The sequence below is a fragment of the Isoptericola sp. S6320L genome (assembly GCF_023015685.1).
Lineage (GTDB): Bacteria > Actinomycetota > Actinomycetes > Actinomycetales > Cellulomonadaceae > Isoptericola > Isoptericola halotolerans_A.
Map to the genome: position 1 here is coordinate 12,076 of NZ_JALKAT010000025.1, position 17,269 is coordinate 29,344.

The following is a 17,269-nucleotide window of genomic DNA, read 5'->3' on the forward strand; positions in this document are numbered from 1 at the left end:
CGTCCCCGACGACCCTCCACGAAGGAGACCCCATGAGCACGCCTCCTCCCGAGCAGCCTGGTCAGGACCCCTACGGCCGGCAGCCATCTGGCCCGCAGCCCTACGGTCAGCAGCAGCCCTACGGTCAGCAGCAGCCCGGCCAGCAGCAGCCCTACGGTCAGCAGCCCGGCCAGCAGCCCTACGGTCAGCCCTCGTACGGCGGGCCCGCGTACGGCCAGCCGCAGCCCGCCTCCGAGAAGCGCGGGCTCGCGATCGCCGCGCTCGTGCTGGGCATCCTGGCCCTCCTCGGCGCCTGGATCCCGATCCTCAACGTCGGCTCGATCCTCCTCGGCATCGTCGGGCTGATCCTCGGCATCGTCGCCGTCGTCAAGGCGTCGAGGGGCGAGGCCGGAGGCAGGGTGATGGCGATGGTCGGCGCCGGCCTCTGCGCCCTGGCGATCGTGCTCTCGATCGTCGCCAACGTGATCGCGTTCAACGCCGGCACGACGTTCATCGAGGAGAACCCCGAGATCCTGGAGGAGCTCGAGCAGAACATGGAGAACGGCTGACCGCCACCGTCGGGGACAGTCGCGACATTTCACCCGTGGCGTTCGGCTGCTGACCGGGTGAGCCCCGCTATGGTCGCGGCTTCCATCCCCCGACGAAGGACGACGCATGAGCACGCCCTCCGACGACGCGCAGACCACGGGTCAGCCCGCCGCACCGTTCAGCCCCGCCACCGACCACGGCACACCGACGCCGTACGGGAACCCCCCGGGCGCACCCACGCCACCGCCCGGCCAGCCGCCGGTCCCGGGCTCCTACGGCCCGCAGCAGCCGCGACCCGCGGCCGAGAGGCGGGGCCTGGCCATCACGGCGCTCGTGCTGGGCATCGTGGCACTGCTGGGCTGCTGGATCCCGTTCCTCAACATCGGCTCGGCCGTCGTCGGGATCGTCGGCGTCGTCCTCGGCATCGTCGCGATCGTCAAGGCCTCGCGAGGGACCGGCGGCGGCAAGGTGATGGCGATCGTCGGCACGGCGCTCTCGGCGCTGGCGATCGTGCTGTCGATCGTGATCTCCGTGGCGACGGCCGCGTTCGTGACCGCCACCGTCGAGGAGCAGTCGGACGTGATCGAGCAGAGCCTGCAGGACGCCGGCGTGGACCCGCAGGACCTCGAGGCCATCGCCTCCGGCGAGGCCACCAACGCCGGCGGGGTCGTCGGCTTCACCGAGACGTACACCTACGCCGACGGCCTGGCGATCAGCGTCTCGGCGCCGGAGGAGTTCACGCCGGGCGAGTACGCCGTCGGTGTCGAGGGCGAGGGCACGCCGGTCGTCTTCGAGGTGACGATCGAGAACGGCACCGGAGCGGTCTTCGACCCGTCGCTGATGTACCCGGTCGTCGCCTCCGCCGGGACGGAGTCCGAGGCCGTCTACGACGACGGCATCGACATGCTGCCGAGCTCGAAGGTCCAGCCTGACAAGTCCCTGACCTACACGGTCGCGTACATGGTCGCGGACCCCAGCGACGTGCAGGTGGACCTCGAGCCGGGCTTCCTGGAGTACGACACGCTCACCGTCACGAGCTGACGCCTCCACGCAGCAGACCGCCCCCGTCGAGCTGCTCGGCGGGGGCGGTCTGCTGTGCAGGGTCTCAGGCCCGGGCGAGGACCTCGCCGTGGAGGATCGCGAACCAGCCGTCCGGCGAGTGCGCCCAGCCCAGCCAGTCCTGCGCGAGCTGCTCGAGCGCGACGTCGTCGGCCAGGTTCGACTCGACCGCCTGCCGCGCGAAGTTCGACTCGACGCAGCGCTCGGCCCAGAGCTGCCCCCACCACTCGCGGTCCGTGGGCGTGGCGTAGCACCACGACGAGGCGCTGGGCACGGCACCGGAGACGTCGAAGCCGGCGTCGAGCACCCAGGAGAAGAGCCGCCGGCCCGCGTCGGGCTCGAACCCGTAGGCGTGCGTGACCTCGTGGTACAGCGTGTTCCACTCCGTCAGCCCCGCGGACTCCGGGTACCAGGCCATGGCGGCGTAGTCGGCGTCGCGGACCGCGAGCAGCCCGCCGGGCTTGGCGACGCGCTTCATCTCGCGCAGCGCCGCGACCGGGTCCGACAGGTGCTGCAGGAGCTGGTGGGCGTAGACCACGTCGAAGGTGTCGTCGTCGAACGGCAGCTCGTAGGCGTTGGCCTGCTGGAACCGGACGTTGTGCGCACCGATGGCCTCGGCGTGCGCACGGGCCGCGTCGAGCACCGTCTCGGAGGCGTCCACGCCCACCACGTCCCCGCCCGCGACGATGCGGCCCAGGTCGGTCGTGACCGTGCCCGGCCCGCAGCCGACGTCGAGCACGTGCATGTCGTCGCGCAGGTGGGGCAGCAGGAAACCGGCGGAGTTCTGCGCCGTGCGCGCCCGGTGGGCACGCAGCACCGACTCGTGGTGCCCGTGCGTGTAGGACTCGGACTCCTGGCTCGGCACCGTCTGGTGGGTGCTCGGGGCCTCGATCGCGTCGGAGAGCGCGGCGCCGTGCGGCTCGTCGGAGGCGCTCCCGTTCGGCCCGTCGGACGGGCTGCCGAAGCTCGGCGCCTCCGGGAACTCGGGCTCGGACTCCATCGGCAGATCGCTCATGAGCACAACCTAGTGAACGCGCCGCGCCGAGACACGCTGTTCTCACGAGACGGACGCTGCGGGATCATCGGCGCATGACCTTCGACGACGGCGCCCCGGCCCCGGACGCACCGGCGACGTCCCACGGGTTCGCCGCGGCGCTGCGCCGGGCCGGGACGCGCCTGCGAGGCGGTCCCGGCCGGGTGGCCGGTCTCGACGTCGCGCGCGGTCTCGCGGTGATCGGGATGTTCACGGCCCACGCCGGCGTGGTCGAGGGGCCGAGGGCGTGGCTCGCCGTGGCGGACGGCCGCTCGTCGATCCTGTTCGCCCTCGTCGCCGGCGTCTCCCTCGCCGTGGTCACCGGCGGACCCCGGCCGATGACCGGCGACGCGCTGGTGCACGCCCGCGCCCGCCTCCTGGTCCGGGCCGTGCTGCTCCTGGCGCTGGTCGGGCTCCTGGACCTGCTCGGTACCCGCGTGCTGCTCATCCTCGGGTTCTACGCCGCCTGCTTCGTGATCGCGCTGCCGTTCCTGCGCTGGGGTCCGCGGCGACTGGCGCTCTCCGCCGCGGTGGTCGCCGTCGTCGGCCCGCTGCTCGCCTACTGGGTGCCGGAGCTCCTGGGCCTGGCAGGTCTGCGCCCGCCCCGCGACGGTTCCGGCGCGCTGACGGACTTCGTCGTCACGGGTCACTACCCCGCCGCGGTGTGGATGGCGTACGTCTTCGCGGGGATGGCCGTCGGGCGGTGCGACCTGCGCTCTGCCCGCCTCCGCGGCTGGCTGGTGCGCGGGGGTCTCGCGGCGACCGCCGTCGGGTACCTCGCGTCGTCGTCGCTCGTGGGGGTGTTCGACGGAGGGTCCGCTGCGGCATACCTCGTGCGCGCCGAGCCGCACGACAACACGTTCTTCGAGGTGGTCGGCTCAGGAGGCTTCGCCCTGACGGTGCTCGGCCTGTGCCTGTACGCCGGGCGCGTCGGGTCGGTCGTGCTCGCGCCGCTGGCCGCCGTCGGATCCATGGCCCTGACCGTGTACACGCTGCAGATCGTCGCGATCTGGCGGTGGGACCTGCTCGACTCGACGACGAACGGCCCGCTGGTGGCGATGATCCTCGTGACGCTCGCCGCCGCGAGCGCCTGGCGGGCGTTCCTCGGCCGCGGACCGTTCGAGCGGGTCGTCGGCGCCGTCGCGCTGCGGACGGCCCCGCCGCCGACGGCGGACCGAGCGGCGACCTGAGGCCCCGCCGGCGCCTCAGAGGGTCACCTCGCCGCGCACCGCCGTGACGGTCGCCCCGCCCACCCACACGGTCCGGTCCTGCGCCCGGCGCACGTCCACCCGTCCGCGCCGGCCGATGGCCGTACCCTGCGAGGCCACGTACGCCTCCGGGAGCACCGACCCGGCGAGCCACTCGCCCAGCCCGGCGTTGAGCGACCCGGTCACCGGGTCCTCGGGCACACCGATCCCCGGCACGAAGGCGCGCACCTCGACGTCGGCGTCCCCCGCTCCCGGTGCGTGGGACCCCACGGCCCCGATCTTGAGGTCGCCGATCGCCCCGTGGTCCGGTGCGAGCGCCAGGACCGCCGCGGCGTCGACGAGCCGCACCGCGACCCACCCCGGCCCGTTGTCCACCCAGGCGGCGTCGACGACCTCGGAACGCTCGATCCGCAGCGCGCGGAGGACCCGTTCCAGGTCGCCGTCGGCGACGGGGCCGGAGCGAATCAGCGGCGGGCCCGCGAACGCCAGGCGCCCACCGGAGGCGTCGACGGTGACGAGACCGACGCCGCACTCCTGCACGACGACGCCGTCCGAGGCGGGTCGCCCGCCAGCCTCCAGCCACGCGTGGGCGGTGCCCAGCGTGGGATGGCCGGCGAAGGGCAGCTCGCCCCCGGGAGTCCAGATGCGCACCCGGTAGTCGGCTGCCGGGTCCGTGGGACGCAGCAGGAAGGTGGTCTCCGACAGGTTGGTCCACCGGGCGAAGGCGGCCATCTGCTCGTCCGTGAGGGCGTCGGCGCCGTGCACCACGGCGACCGGGTTGCCCGTCAGGGGGCCGGAGCCGAAGACGTCGACCTGGCTGAACGCGTAGCTCGTCATGCGAGGCACCCTAGCGGCCCCGGCGAGGGCTCAGCCGGCGTAGCGCAGCAGCGTCCAGACGAGCGCCGAGAGGCCCACCAGCAGTCCCACGGCGGGGCCGTGCTGCTGGATCCAGGTGTCCTGGGGCACGTGCGGCGTGGGCTTGACGCCGTCCTGCTCCGCCTCGAGGTCCGACTGCGTCCCGATGGTGGCCATCGTCACCACCTCCCGTCCCTTCGAGCATACGCCGCCCCGTCCTACCCTGGCAGGGTGAGTCCCCCTGCCCCCGGCACCGCCGACGCACCCGAGCGCGCGCCGGGTATCGCCGTCGTCCGCGACTGGCGTGACCGGGCCACCGGGCACGCCGAGCGGGCGGACGCCCTGACGGCCGTCTGGCGCGACGCCCGCGACCGGGGCACGAAGCACGCGGTCGAGGACTTTCTCTTCACGTACTACCCCACCCGCGTGAGCCACCTGCGGCGGTGGCACGCCGGCGTGGGCGCCGCGGTTCCCGTGCCCCGCGACGACGAGCGGCACGGATGGCGCTGGTACCGCACCACGATGCTGCCCGACGGCGAGGACGGCGTCACGCTGGACGTCCCGGCGTTCCTCGCCGACCGGGGCGACGCGGTCCGCTACGTCCGCGCGCTCGTCGGCGCGACGGCGGCACGCCCCGGCACGTTCGGCTGCTTCGGGCTGCACGAGTGGGCCATGGTGTACCGGGACGCGGCCGCCGGCCGCGACCACCGGCACCCGCTCCCCCTGCGGCTCGGCCACGACGGGACGGACGCCGTGGTCGAGTCCCACCGCATCGGCTGCTCGCACATCGACGCCTACCGGTTCTTCACACCCGAGGCCCGCGAGGCCAACGAGCTGCGCCCCACCCGCGAGCGCCAGGTCGCCATGGAGCAGCCGGGCTGCCTGCACGCCAACATGGACCTGTACAAGTGGGCCTCGAAGCTGGGCCCCGCCGTGCCCGGCGAGCTGCTGCTCGACTCCTTCGAGCTGGCCCGCGACATCCGGTACACCGACATGGCCGCCTCGCCCTACGACGTCTCCGCCGACGGCGTCGAGCCCGTCGCGATCGAGACCCCCGAGGGCAAGGCCGAGTACGTGCGCCGGCAGCGCGGGTTCGCCGCGCGCGCGAACGCCCTGCGGCACCGGCTCCTCGAGGTCTGCGACGCGCTGCTGGCCGGCTGAGCCGGCCCGCGCCGCGGCTCAGGCGGCCCCGGCACGGCGTGCGCGGTGCGCCGCCTGGGCGTTGCGGTTGGTGCAGGTGACGGAGCAGTAGCGGCGCGACCGGTTGCGGGACAGGTCGAGCACGACGCCGGAGCAGCCGGCGTCGGCGCAGACGTCCAGCCGGGAGTGCTCGTCGGCCCGGACGACGTCGACCATCGCCATCGCGGTCTCGGCGAGGATGCGGTCCGCCAGCGGGGCGTCGTCGTCGACGGCGTGCAGGTGCCAGTCCTCGTGCTCGTGGCGCACGAGGCGGGGCACGGCCCCGACCTCGGCGAGCATCGCGTTGACGAGCGGTGCGACGGCGTCGCGGTCGGCGAGCAGCAGCGCCCGTAGCCGAGGGGCGAGGGCGAGGACGGCGGCGACCTCGTCGGCGGTCCGGTCGTGCCGCCCCGTGTACCCGTGGCGCCGGAAGAACGCCTCGAGGTCGGCCACCGTGGTGAGGGTGACGGGCGGTTCGACGGCGTTGACGAGCTCGGCCGCCGACTGCAGCGCCCCCACGGTGTCAGGCGTGAAAGACATGTTGACACGTTATCAGGGACGCCCGTAGTGTCATGAGCCATGAATCCGATGACGCATGACGACGCCGTCCGTCGCTCACGGACGAGCGCGGGGCTCGCCCTCGCCATGGTCTCGGCCATCAGCTTCAGCCTGTCCGGACCGCTCGCCGGCGCCCTCTTCGCCACCGGCTGGACCCCCGGCGCCGTCGTCCTCGTCCGGATCACGATCGGCGCGGCCGTGCTGCTGCCGTTCGGCGTCGTCGCGCTGCGGGGCGACTGGGGTGTTGTGCGCCGCAACGCCCGGCTCATCACCCTCTACGGGCTGCTCGGCGTCGCGGCCACGCAGTTCTGCTACTTCGCCGCGGTGCAGCACATGCAGGTGGGCCCGGCGCTGCTGGTCGAGTACTCGGCGCCGGCGGCCGTCGTCGTCTGGCTCTGGCTGCGCCACGGCCAGCGGCCCGCCCCCGCCACGTTCGGCGGCATCGCGCTCGCCCTCGCCGGCCTCGCCCTCGTCCTCGACCTCACCGGGGCCCGCGTCTCGCTCGTCGGCACGGCCTGGGCGCTCGGCGCCATGGTCGGGGCGTCGGCCTACTTCCTGATCAACGCGCGCGCGGACACCGGCCTGCCGCCCCTGAGCCTGGCCGCCGGCGGGCTCACGGTCGGCGCCGTCGCCCTCGGAGCGCTCGCCGCCGTCGGGCTGCTCCCCGTGACGGCATCGACCGCTCCGGCCTCGCTCGGCGGGTCGGACGTGCCCTGGTGGACCGTCCTCGCCGTCCTCGGGCTCGTCACGGCCGGGGTCGCGTACGTGACCGGTATCGCCGCCGGGCGTCGCCTCGGCGCCCGCGTCGCCGCGTTCATGGGCCTGCTCGAGGTGCTCAGCGCGGTGCTGCTCGCCTGGGCGCTGCTCGGCGAGCTGCCGAGCCCCGTCCAGCTGGTCGGTGGAGCACTGGTGCTCGCCGGCGTCGTCGTGGTCCAGCAGGGCGAGGCCGCGACGGCACGCCGCGCCGCCCTCCTCGCCGCGAGCACCTGACCGCGGCGAGGATGGCCCGCATGCCCCTCCCTCTCGCTGCCGCGCCGCGAGGTCCTGTCGAGGTCCCGCCCGCCGTCCGGGCGCTCGCTGCCGGCGCCGTCGTCGACCCCGTCTGGCGCAACCAGCTCGGCGGCCTGACCTTCCGCCTCACCGGCACCTCCGGGACGCGGTACGTGAAGTGGGTGGCGACCGGCACCCCGGAGCTCGACCTCGACGCCGAGGCCGCACGGCTCGCCTGGGCGGGCCGCTACGCCGTCGTGCCCCGCGTGCTCGGCAGCGGGCACGACGACGACGGCTCCTGGCTGGTCACGGCCGGCCTGGCGGGTCGGTCCGCCGTCGACCCCGCCTGGCTGGCCCGGCCCGAGGCCGCCGCCCGCGCGATCGGAGCAGGGCTGCGGTCCCTGCACGACGCCCTGCCCGTCGACGAGTGCCCGTTCACCTGGAGCGTCGAGGAACGTGTGGCCCGGCTCGACGGGTCCGCGCGCGGGCAGGTCGGTCCGGCCCCGGCGATCGACCGCCTCGTCGTCTGCCACGGTGACGCGTGCGCCCCCAACACGCTCGTGGCCGACGACGGCGCGCCGGCCGGGCACGTCGACCTCGGCGCGCTCGGGGTGGCCGACCGGTGGGCCGATCTGGCGACGGCGAGCATGAGCCTGGGCTGGAACTACGGCGAGGGCCACGAGGCAGCCTTCTTCGCGGCGTACGGCATCGCCCCCGACGCCGAGCGCATCACGTTCTACCGACGGTTGTGGAACCTGGGCTGACCGCGCCGCCCTACGGGGGAATGCGTAGAGATCCGGGGTGGGAGCCGCGACGTTGACGGGTTTCACCCGATGTGCGGATCGTTGCCGCGGCCTAGCGTCGAATTTGTCCAGACACCTGACGAACAGGAGACGCACGATGCGATGGCGCACAGCACTGGTCGCGGCGGTCACCGGCCTGTTGGCCCTGCTCGCCCCCCTGGCGGTGGCCCCGACGGCCAACGCGCACGGGTGGATCACCAACCCGCCCAGCCGGCAGGACCACTGCAGCAACGGCAACCTGTCCTTCGACTGCGGCGGGCTGCAGTACGAGCCGCAGAGCGTCGAGGCCCCCAAGGGCTCGATGCAGTGCTCGGGCGGCAGCGGGTTCGACATCCTCGACGACGAGAGCAAGCCCTGGCCGCGCACCACCATCGGCTCCTCGGTGACGATGCGCTGGCAGCTCACGGCGATGCACTCCACCAGCACGTGGGAGTACTTCGTGGACGGTGTGCTGCACCGGACGTTCAACGACGGCGGCGCCCGCCCCGACGCCGTCGTCGAGCACACGCTCGACAGCCTGCCCGCCGGTGACCACACGATCCTCGCCCGCTGGAACGTGGCGGACACCGCGATGGCGTTCTACGCCTGCGTCGACGTGACGGTCGGCAGCGGCGGCGGCCAGCCGGACCCGGACCCCGAGCCGGAGCCGGAGCCGGAGCCCGGCGACTGCCAGGCGGCCGCCTGGGACCCCGCGGCGACCTACCTGAACGGCGACCAGGTCTCGCACGAGGGCCGGGAGTACCAGGCCAAGTGGTGGACCCGTGGCGAGGACCCCTCGACCGCCGGTGACTGGGGCGCCTGGAGCGACCTCGGCGCCTGCTGACCCTCCGCCACCGTCTGATCGGCACGTCGTGCCCGGTTCGGCAGTTCGAACTGCCGAATCGGGCACGACGTGCCGATCAGACGTCCAGTGCGGACAGGGCTGGGACAATGAGCGCGATGACTGCCACCGACGCTCCCGCTGCCTCCTCGACCACCCCGCGTCCCGCCGGCACGCTGCTGCCCTACCTGCCCGCCCCGACGGGCCGGGCGCCGGAGCCGGACGTGCTCTTCGAGGGCTTCGGCGAGTGGGCGACGTCGACCGGCCGGAGCCTCTACCCGCACCAGGAGGAGGCGCTGCTCGAGCTCATGACGGGCTCGCACGTCGTCCTGGCGACGCCGACCGGGTCCGGCAAGTCCATGGTGGCGATGGGCGCGCAGTTCGCGGCGCTGGCCGCCCGGCGTTCCGGGCTCGGCGGGCGGACCTACTACACCGCGCCGCTCAAGGCGTTGGTCAGCGAGAAGTTCTTCGACCTGGTCGCGGCGTTCGGCTCCCGCAACGTCGGGATGATGACGGGCGACTCGGCCGTCAACGCGGACGCGCCGATCATCTGCTGCACCGCGGAGATCCTCGCCAACCTCGCACTGCGCCGGGGCGCCGGCACGCCGGGGGACGAGGACTTCATCGCCCAGGTCGTGATGGACGAGTTCCACTACTACGGCGACCCGCAGCGCGGCTGGGCGTGGCAGGTACCCCTGCTCGAGCTGCCGCACACCCAGTTCGTGCTGATGTCCGCGACGCTCGGCGACACCACCCGGCTGCGCGAGGACCTCGAAGAACGCTCCGGCCGCCCCGTGGCGGAGGTCGCCGACGCCGAGCGGCCCGTCCCGCTGACGTTCTCCTACGTCCAGGACCCGCTGCCCGAGGTGATCGAGGAGCTCGTCACCACGCACCGGGCTCCCGTCTACGTGGTCCACTTCACGCAGAAGGACGCCGTCGACCGCGCCCAGGCGCTGCTCAGCAGCAAGCTCGCCTCCAAGGAGGAGAAGGCCGCGATCGCGGCGGAGATCGGGGCGTTCCGGTTCGGCACCGGGTTCGGCAAGGTGCTCAGCAAGTACCTGCGCGCGGGGGTGGGCGTCCACCACGCCGGGATGCTGCCCAAGTACCGCCGCCTCGTGGAGCGCCTCACGCAGCGCGGGCTGCTCAAGGTCGTCTGCGGCACCGACACCCTGGGCGTCGGCATCAACGTACCCATCCGCACCGTGCTCATGACGTCGCTGGTGAAGTTCGACGGCGAGCGGATGCGCCACCTCACCGCACGCGAGTTCCACCAGATCTCCGGCCGAGCCGGGCGCGCGGGCTACGACACCCTCGGCGAGGTGATCGTCATGGCCCCCGAGCACGTCATCGAGAACCGCAAGGCCGTCGCCAAGGCGGGGGACGACCCGAAGAAGCTCAAGAAGCTGGTCCGCAAGAAGGCCCCGTCGGGCTCCGTCAACTGGACGGACTCCACCTTCGAGCGCCTCCGCGACGCGCCGCCCGAGCCCCTGGCCAGCCAGTTCCACGTCAACCACGCGATGGTGCTCAACGTGCTCGCCCGCACCCGCGACGAGCGCGCGTCGGACGAGGCCGGCTCCGTCGACCCGGTCGAGGCGATGCGGCACCTGCTCACCGCCAACCACGACAGCGCCGCGCAGCAGGCCGAGCACGTGCGCCAGGCGCTGCGCATCTACCGCTCGCTGCGGGTCGCCGGCGTGGTCGAGCGGGTGCGCGTCCCGGACCCGGCACGCCCGGCCGGCTACCGGCCGAGCGTCCGGCTCGAGGTCGACCTCCCCCGCGACTTCGCCCTCAACGCCCCGCTGTCGCCCTTCGCCCTGGCGGCCATGGACCTGCTCGACGTCGACTCCCCCACGCACGCCCTCGACGTCGTCTCCGTCATCGAGGCGACCCTCGACGACCCGCGCCAGATCCTCTACGGCCAGCAGCGCAAGGCCCGCGGCGAGGCGGTCGCGGAGATGAAGGCCGAGGGCATCGAGTACGACGAGCGCATGGAGCTGCTCGAGGAGGTCACCTGGCCCCGCCCCCTGGCCGAGCTGCTCGAGCCGGCCTTCGCGCAGTACAAGCAGACCAACCCGTGGGTCGCCGGTGCCGAGCTCGCCCCCAAGTCCGTGGTGCGGGACATGCTCGAGCAGGCCATGACGTTCGGCGAGCTCGTCAGCGTCTACGGCCTCGAGCGCACCGAGGGCGTGGTGCTGCGCTACCTGGCCGACGCGTTCCGGGCGATCCGCCAGGTGGTCCCGGAGGAGCACCGCACGGAGGACGTCCACGAGGTCGTCGAGTGGCTCGGTGAGCTCGTGCGCGGCGTCGACTCCTCGCTGCTCGACGAGTGGGAACGGCTCCAGAACCCCGTGGACGACGACGCCGACAGCGTCGTCGACGGCGAGCTCGCCGAGGCCGGTGCCGAGGCCCCCGCCCGGCCGGTGACCGGCAACCCGAGGTCCTTCCGCCGCCTGGTGCGCAACGCCATGTTCCGCCGCGTCGAGCTCGCCGCCCGCGAGGACTACGACGGTCTGGAGGCCCTCGACAAGACCTCCGGCTGGGACGGCGACGCCTGGGCCGACGCCCTCGAGGACCTCTTCGAGTCCCAGGGCGACGACGCGATCGGGTTTGGCGCGAACGCCCGCTCCACGGCCCTGCTGACCATGCTCGAGCCGGGCGCCGAGCTGCCGTCCGGCGCTCCGCCGTCGGACACCCGCACCGTGCCCGCCGGCGCCTGGTGGGTGTGCCAGGTGCTCGACGACGCCGACGGGGACCGCGACTGGGCGATCACCGCCCTGGTGGACCTCGCCGCGAGCGACGAGGCGGGCGCACCGGTGGTGAGCATCCTGCACGTGGGCCGCTTCGGTTCGTAGGTCGCAGACGTCCGGGATGTCCACGGGCGGGTTGCGGGCACCCGGCGGCAGCCGTTCAATCGGCGCAGAGGGAACAATCCCTCGCTCGACGAGTCGGGAGGCTGCCATGGACAGCTCGACCATCATGTGGATCGTCGTCGCGGTCGTCGCCGTGATCCTGCTCGCGCTGCTGGTGTGGTTCCTGGTGCGGCGTTCGCGGACGGCCGCAGCGGAGCGGCACGAGGCCGAGCGGGCGGAGGCCGCGGAGCTGCGGCGCGGCGCCGAGCGCGAGCGCATCGACGTGCAGGAACGCGAGGCGTCCGCCCAGAAGCTGGACGCCGAGGCGCGACTCCAGCAGGCCGAGGCCGACCGCAAGGCGGCCGAGGCCGCGCGGCTCCAGCAGGAGGCCCAGGACCGCAACGCGAAGGTCGGCGAGAGCCGGGCCGACGTCGAGGAGCGGCTGCGCCGCGCCGACGAGCTCGACCCTGACCACCGGGCGACCACGGGTACCGTCTACGTCCACGACACCGACGAGGGCCACCGCACGGAGCACCGCCCGGAGCACCGTGCCGACGCACCGCCGGACACCCGGGCGGACCGCGCCGAGGGTGAGGGCCGGCACCACACCTGAGCGCCGCGCGGACGCCCCGCCGTCACAGACCGGTCAGACCCCGGGTCAACGTCGCCAGCCCGCCCACGTAGGCGAGGACGATGAGCACCCGGCGGGTGGCGTTCGCCGAGACGCGCGGGGCGAGCACCTCGCCGATCGCGAGCCCGCCGACGATCGACACCATGAGCAGCACCCACTGCCACGCGTCCATGGCGGGGAACGACGCGTCCGCCAGGACCAGCTTGGCGACCAGCGCCGCCAGGGCGTTCACCGCGAAGAACGGTTGGGCCGTCGCGGCGAAACGCTTCGCGTCCCAGCCGCTGAGCACGGAGTAGACCGCCACCGGCGGTCCCCCGATGCCCGCCGCCACGGACCCGAACCCGCTGGCCACGCCCGTCACGGCGAGCGGCCAGCGCGACTCGCCGTCGAGCGGGTGCGCGCCTTCTCGGCGCAGCCGCGTCGTGACGACGGCCAGCGTCATCGCGACGATGACGACGGCACCCACCGTCGCCTCGAGCGCCGGTGCGCTCACGTCCCGCAGCAGGAGCGCGGCGGGCACCGTCACCACGACCGACGTCACCGTGAGCCAGGCGAACTTGCGCCACTCGACATCGCGCACCACCCGGCCGAGGATGATCGTCGAGGCGATCGCCCCGGAGAGGTTGACGAAGAGGACGCCCTCCAGCGGGCCGACGATCAGCACGATGAACGGACCGGCGACCAGCCCGAAGCCCATGCCCGTCACCCGCTGGAGGATCCCGCCGACGAGGATGGCGAGGACGAGGAGGGTGAGCACCGCCCCACGGTACGCCGCGGTCCGGCTCGTCCCCGCCACCGGTGGCGCGCACGGGCTGCGAGGTCGGGCACACTGGGCGTCGTGGCCCGGAAGAGGACGGCGAGCGGCGGCACCCCCGCCGTGCTCGCGCTGGAGAAGGCAGGCGTGCCGCACACGCTGCACCCGTACACCCACGACCCGGCGAGCGGCCTGAGCTACGGTGCGGAGGCCGCCGCGGCCCTCGGCGTCGCGCCCGAGCAGGTGCTCAAGACCCTGATGGCAGACGTCGACGGCGCGCTGGTCGTCGCCGTCGTCCCGGTCACCGGGTCGCTGGACCTCAAGACGCTCGCCCGCGCCGTCGGCGGCAAGCGCGCCGCGATGGCCGACGTCGCCCGCGCCGAGCGAGCGACCGGCTACGTGGCGGGCGGCATCTCGCCGCTCGGTCAGCGCGCCCGGCACCGCACCGTCCTGGACGCCTCGGCTCAGGAGTTCGAGACGGTCTACGTCTCCGGCGGACGCCGTGGGCTCGACCTGGCGCTGGCGCCGACCGACCTCGTGCGGCTCACCGGCGCGACCGTCGCGACGATCGGGCGCTGACCCGGTGGACGCACGGCGCGAGGTCCCGCTGACCACGGACGAGCTGCGCACGGTCACCGCCTACGGCATCGAGTGCGCCCGGACGGTCCTGGAGCACTTCACCGCCGCGCACCCCGAGGACCTCCGGCCGCTCGAGGCGCTGACGGCGGCCGAGGCCTTCGCGCAGGGCGGCCCGCGGCGGGCGGTGCTCCGGGCTGCCGGCTGGGCCGCTCATCGCGCGGCGCGCGACGCCGGTCCGACCGCTGCGGGGGAAGCCGCCCGCTCCACCATGAGCGCGGCCGCCGCCGCGTTCCTGCACCCCCTCGCCCAGGCCCACCAGGTCAAGCACATCCTGGGGGCGGCCGCCCATGCCGCCCGCGCCGTGGAGCTCGCCGCCGGCGACTCCCACCGCGCCGGGGAGGACCACCTCGCACGGCTCCGGGCCCGGTCCGGCGCCGGCGTGCGAGGGGTCCTGCTGCGCTACCCGGCGGCCCCACCGGGCGGCGGACGCGTCGGCGAGCTGCTGCGAGACCTCGACGCCGCGCTCCGCGAGGAGGCCTGAGGGCAACTACGCCGTCCGCTGGTACGTCGGGTACCGCGCGTCGCTGGGCACGATGTCCTTGCCGAGCGGCAGCAAGGAGATCGGGATCATCTTGAGGTTCGCGATCGCGAGCGGGATGCCGATGATCGTGATCGCCTGGGCGATCGCCGTCAGCACGTGACTGATGGCCAGCCAGATGCCGGCGACGACGATCCAGATGATGTTGCCCAGCACCGACCACGCGCCCGCCTGCGGCTTGTCCACGACCGTCCGTCCGAAGGGCCACAGCGCGTACCCGGCGATGCGGAACGACGCGATGCCCCACGGGATCGTGACGACGAGCACGCAGCAGATGATGCCCGCGACGGCGTAGCCGAGCGCGAGCACGAGCCCGCCGAAGACGAGCCAGATGATGTTGAGCAGTGCCTTCACCCCTTGATTCTCGCACCGCGGGCCACGGCGCGGGACCCGGGATTCCCCTGAGCGCACCCTGGTCTTCGTAGACTGGCTGCATGCCCACTCCCCCGGTCCACGACCGGCTCGCCGCGGTGCGCGCGCGGGTCGACGCCGCCGCGACCGCCGCCGGACGCGACCCGGCCGACGTCCGGCTGCTGCTCGCCACCAAGACGCAGGACGCCGGGACGGTGCTCGCCGCGGTCGAGGCTGCCGCCGCCCTGGCCGCGGCCAGGGACGACGACGCCCCGCCGCTGGTCGGCGAGAACCGCGTGCAGGAGCTCGTCGCCAAGGCTCCGGCGCTGGCGGACCTCGTGGCGGCCGGCCGCCTCGAGGTGCACATGATCGGCAACCTGCAGCGCAACAAGATCAACCAGATGCTGCCGGCGGTCACCGGCCTGGAGACCGTCGACCGCGCCTCCCTGGCCGACGCGCTCTCCGAGCGGGCCGTGCGCGCCGGCCGCACGCTCGACGTCATGGTCCAGGTGAACGTCTCGGGCGAGGAGAGCAAGTCCGGGGTGGCGCCGTCGGACGCCGTGGCGCTGGCCCGCCACGTGGCCGCGCTGGACGGGCTGCGGCTCACGGGACTCATGACGATCGGGGCCCGCTCCGACGACGACGGCGTGGTGCGGGCCGGTTTCGCCCGGCTGCGAGCGCTCCGGGACGAGGTCCTGGTGAGCGGCGCGCCCGGCACGGACGAGGCACGCGAGCTGTCCATGGGGATGTCGGGCGACCTGGAGCTCGCCGTCGCCGAGGGCGCGACGATCGTGCGCGTGGGGACCGGGGTGTTCGGCGCGCGCCCTACCCCGGCGTAGGCGGGCTCTGCGCGGGCCCGCCGGTCCCGCGGGCGAGCAGGTCGACGGCGGCCTCCGCGTTGGCACGCCCCGTCCCGCAGGCGAGCACGACCCCGACGCCGGGGCGGCTCCGGAGCACGTGGTCGACGAGGTGGTGCGCCGCCGGGGTTCCGGTATGCACCACGTGCACCTCGCCGCGGGACGCCAGGAGCGCGGTCAGCCGGTCCCCCTCGGGCGTGCCGGGCACCGGTTCGCGCGTGACGACCACGAGGGGCCGGCGCGGCCCGGGCGTCTCCTCCAGCCAGGCGGCCAGCAGCCCGGCGAAGCGTTCGTCGTCCAGCGGTGGATGCACGACGGCGTCCGGCCACCGCCGTGCGACGGCATGCTGCACGTGCTCCGACCGGCGGCCGGCGGCGTGGTCGAGCCGCAGACGCAGGTCGACCACCTCGGGGGCGGCGGCGAGCGGCTCCAGCCGGCCCCCGAGGGGGCGTACCGCCACGGCCGCGGCCCGACGCCCGACCTCGCCGAGCTCTCTCAGGGCCGCCCCGGCAGCCTCCGGTCCGGTCTCGGCGCCGGCCCGGCGGCGCCGGGCACGGATGGTGGCGACGGCCGCGGCGGTGCGTGCCGCGGAGTCCTGCAGCCGCTGGACGTCGATCCGCCCCGCGGCGACGGCGTCGGTCAGGGCTCCGACGGCGTCGCGGAACAGCCCCTCGTCGTCGCGTCCCGCGGTGGTGCCGAGACACAGCAGGTCGGCCCCCGCCTCGACCGCTCGGACGGCCGCCTCGCCGACGTGGGCCCCGTCCGAGACGGCACCCATGTCGAGCGCGTCGGTGATGACCGGGCCGTGAAACCCCAGATCACGGACCAGCCGCACGGTGGCGGGCTCGAGGGAGGCCGGGCCGGGACCGAGGTCGGGAACCACGACGTGCGCCGTCATGAGCGCGTCGACGCCCGCGCGGCCGTCCGCGTCCGGTGCGAACGCCTCGACGAACGGCAGCAGGTCCCGACGGCGCAGCGCGTCCAGCGAGGCGGTGACGACGGGCAGCTCGAGGTGGGAGTCCGTCGTCGTGCCGCCGTGGCCCGGGAAGTGCTTGGCGCACGTGCCGGCACCGCCCCGGTGCAGGCCGCGGGCGAACGCGAGCCCGTGCCGCGCGACACGCTCCGGCACGTCGCCGAACGCCCGGACGCCGATGACCGGGTTGCCCGGGACGTCGACGTCGAGCACCGGTGCGAGATCGAGGTCGACGCCGACGGCGGCGAGCAGCCGGCCGAGCGCCGCTCCGGCCTCGTGGGTGAGCCGCTCGTCGTCGACGAGCCCCAGGGCGGCCGCGCCCGGCAGCGACGAGCCGGAGCCCGCCTCGAGGCGGGAGACGTCGCCGCCCTCCTCGTCGACGGCCACCAGCAGACCTGGCGAGGCCTCGTGCAGCCGCGTGGTCAGCCCGGCCGCCGTCGCGACGTCGGGCGTGTTGTGCGCGAACAGCACCACACCGGCCAGGCCGTCGCGCGCCGCGTCGAGGACCCATAAGGGCGGCTGCGTCCCCGTGAACCCGGGCAGCAGCACGCCGAGCACGGCCCGACGGACGCCGGGGTCGGTGGGATCTACGGGGTCGGCGGGGCCGGCGGTGCCTGCGGTGCCGGCGAGACGTGGCGCCACCG

19 protein-coding genes are annotated in these 17,269 nt (G+C 74.3%); 12 read left to right on the forward strand and 7 right to left on the reverse strand.

Features of this window, described 5'->3' with window-relative positions; genetic code table 11:
* The first annotated feature begins 32 nt into the window (after positions 1 to 32).
* Positions 33 to 548 carry a DUF4190 domain-containing protein gene (locus tag MWU57_RS13100; RefSeq protein ID WP_246909630.1) on the forward strand — a complete coding sequence of 172 codons (516 nt, stop codon included), beginning with the start codon at positions 33 to 35 and terminating at the stop codon, positions 546 to 548.
* A 106-nt stretch (positions 549 to 654) separates the two neighbouring features.
* A complete protein-coding gene (locus tag MWU57_RS13105) occupies positions 655 to 1,569 on the forward strand; it encodes a DUF4190 domain-containing protein (RefSeq protein ID WP_246909631.1) in 915 nt (304 codons plus the stop codon).
* 64 nt (positions 1,570 to 1,633) lie between these two features.
* Here MWU57_RS13105 and MWU57_RS13110 read toward each other — a convergent pair whose 3' ends face one another.
* Positions 1,634 to 2,452: a class I SAM-dependent methyltransferase gene (locus MWU57_RS13110; protein WP_246909670.1), complete on the reverse strand. Its 819-nt coding sequence runs from the start codon at positions 2,450 to 2,452 to the stop codon at positions 1,634 to 1,636.
* Positions 2,453 to 2,676: 224 nt separating this feature from the next.
* Between MWU57_RS13110 and MWU57_RS13115 the strand changes: the two genes are divergently transcribed.
* Positions 2,677 to 3,810 (forward strand): heparan-alpha-glucosaminide N-acetyltransferase domain-containing protein, encoded by a 1,134-nt coding sequence (locus MWU57_RS13115; RefSeq protein ID WP_246909634.1) that lies wholly within the window; start codon positions 2,677 to 2,679, stop codon positions 3,808 to 3,810.
* Between the two features lie 15 nt (positions 3,811 to 3,825).
* On the opposite strand, the gene MWU57_RS13120 is transcribed toward MWU57_RS13115, so the two are convergent.
* Together MWU57_RS13120 and MWU57_RS13125 are read right to left on the reverse strand one after the other, a co-directional pair.
* The gene (locus tag MWU57_RS13120; protein WP_246909635.1) at positions 3,826 to 4,665 is read right to left on the reverse strand and encodes a PhzF family phenazine biosynthesis protein; all 840 of its coding nucleotides are present in this window, start codon (positions 4,663 to 4,665) and stop codon (positions 3,826 to 3,828) included.
* 30 nt (positions 4,666 to 4,695) lie between these two features.
* Positions 4,696 to 4,860 (reverse strand): hypothetical protein, encoded by a 165-nt coding sequence (locus MWU57_RS13125; protein WP_165800020.1) that lies wholly within the window; start codon positions 4,858 to 4,860, stop codon positions 4,696 to 4,698.
* A gap of 105 nt (positions 4,861 to 4,965) precedes the next feature.
* Here MWU57_RS13125 and MWU57_RS13130 point away from each other — a divergent pair, with 105 nt between their 5' ends.
* On the forward strand, positions 4,966 to 5,844 hold the full coding sequence (locus MWU57_RS13130) for a 3-methyladenine DNA glycosylase (protein ID WP_246909671.1): 879 nt from the start codon (positions 4,966 to 4,968) through the stop codon (positions 5,842 to 5,844).
* Between the two features lie 18 nt (positions 5,845 to 5,862).
* On the opposite strand, the gene MWU57_RS13135 is transcribed toward MWU57_RS13130, so the two are convergent.
* Entirely contained in the window at positions 5,863 to 6,402 is a 540-nt protein-coding gene (locus tag MWU57_RS13135) for a CGNR zinc finger domain-containing protein (RefSeq protein ID WP_246909636.1), read from the reverse strand.
* 39 nt (positions 6,403 to 6,441) lie between these two features.
* Here MWU57_RS13135 and MWU57_RS13140 point away from each other — a divergent pair, with 39 nt between their 5' ends.
* From MWU57_RS13140 to MWU57_RS13160, 5 genes are all read left to right on the forward strand, one after another.
* Positions 6,442 to 7,410, forward strand: a complete 969-nt coding sequence (locus tag MWU57_RS13140; RefSeq protein WP_246909637.1) for a DMT family transporter — start codon at positions 6,442 to 6,444, stop codon at positions 7,408 to 7,410.
* A 20-nt stretch (positions 7,411 to 7,430) separates the two neighbouring features.
* Entirely contained in the window at positions 7,431 to 8,174 is a 744-nt protein-coding gene (locus tag MWU57_RS13145; RefSeq protein ID WP_246909638.1) for an aminoglycoside 3'-phosphotransferase, read from the forward strand.
* Positions 8,175 to 8,310: 136 nt separating this feature from the next.
* Positions 8,311 to 9,036, forward strand: coding sequence for a lytic polysaccharide monooxygenase (locus tag MWU57_RS13150; RefSeq protein ID WP_246909639.1), 726 nt, complete (start codon positions 8,311 to 8,313; stop codon positions 9,034 to 9,036).
* A gap of 116 nt (positions 9,037 to 9,152) precedes the next feature.
* Positions 9,153 to 11,885 carry an RNA helicase gene (locus tag MWU57_RS13155; RefSeq protein ID WP_246909641.1) on the forward strand — a complete coding sequence of 911 codons (2,733 nt, stop codon included), beginning with the start codon at positions 9,153 to 9,155 and terminating at the stop codon, positions 11,883 to 11,885.
* A gap of 106 nt (positions 11,886 to 11,991) precedes the next feature.
* Positions 11,992 to 12,495, forward strand: a complete 504-nt coding sequence (locus MWU57_RS13160) for a hypothetical protein (protein ID WP_246909643.1) — start codon at positions 11,992 to 11,994, stop codon at positions 12,493 to 12,495.
* 22 nt (positions 12,496 to 12,517) lie between these two features.
* Here the strand turns inward: MWU57_RS13160 and MWU57_RS13165 are convergent, their stop codons facing one another.
* Entirely contained in the window at positions 12,518 to 13,270 is a 753-nt protein-coding gene (locus MWU57_RS13165) for a sulfite exporter TauE/SafE family protein (RefSeq protein ID WP_246909645.1), read from the reverse strand.
* An 81-nt stretch (positions 13,271 to 13,351) separates the two neighbouring features.
* Here MWU57_RS13165 and ybaK point away from each other — a divergent pair, with 81 nt between their 5' ends.
* Entirely contained in the window at positions 13,352 to 13,846 is a 495-nt protein-coding gene (gene ybaK, locus MWU57_RS13170; protein ID WP_246909646.1) for a Cys-tRNA(Pro) deacylase, read from the forward strand.
* Between the two features lie 4 nt (positions 13,847 to 13,850).
* Positions 13,851 to 14,387 carry a putative immunity protein gene (locus MWU57_RS13175; protein WP_246909647.1) on the forward strand — a complete coding sequence of 179 codons (537 nt, stop codon included), beginning with the start codon at positions 13,851 to 13,853 and terminating at the stop codon, positions 14,385 to 14,387.
* A 6-nt stretch (positions 14,388 to 14,393) separates the two neighbouring features.
* On the opposite strand, the gene MWU57_RS13180 is transcribed toward MWU57_RS13175, so the two are convergent.
* The gene (locus MWU57_RS13180) at positions 14,394 to 14,798 is read right to left on the reverse strand and encodes a YccF domain-containing protein (RefSeq protein WP_106268659.1); all 405 of its coding nucleotides are present in this window, start codon (positions 14,796 to 14,798) and stop codon (positions 14,394 to 14,396) included.
* Positions 14,799 to 14,878: 80 nt separating this feature from the next.
* On the opposite strand from MWU57_RS13180, the gene MWU57_RS13185 reads away from it, so the two are divergent.
* Complete coding sequence (locus tag MWU57_RS13185) at positions 14,879 to 15,634, forward strand: YggS family pyridoxal phosphate-dependent enzyme (protein WP_246909648.1); 756 nt, start codon at positions 14,879 to 14,881, stop codon at positions 15,632 to 15,634.
* Here MWU57_RS13185 and MWU57_RS13190 read toward each other — a convergent pair.
* The gene (locus MWU57_RS13190) at positions 15,621 to 17,267 is read right to left on the reverse strand and encodes a glycoside hydrolase family 3 N-terminal domain-containing protein (protein ID WP_246909649.1); all 1,647 of its coding nucleotides are present in this window, start codon (positions 17,265 to 17,267) and stop codon (positions 15,621 to 15,623) included. The genes MWU57_RS13185 and MWU57_RS13190 overlap by 14 nt on opposite strands.
* Between the last annotated feature and the right edge of the window lie 2 nt (positions 17,268 to 17,269).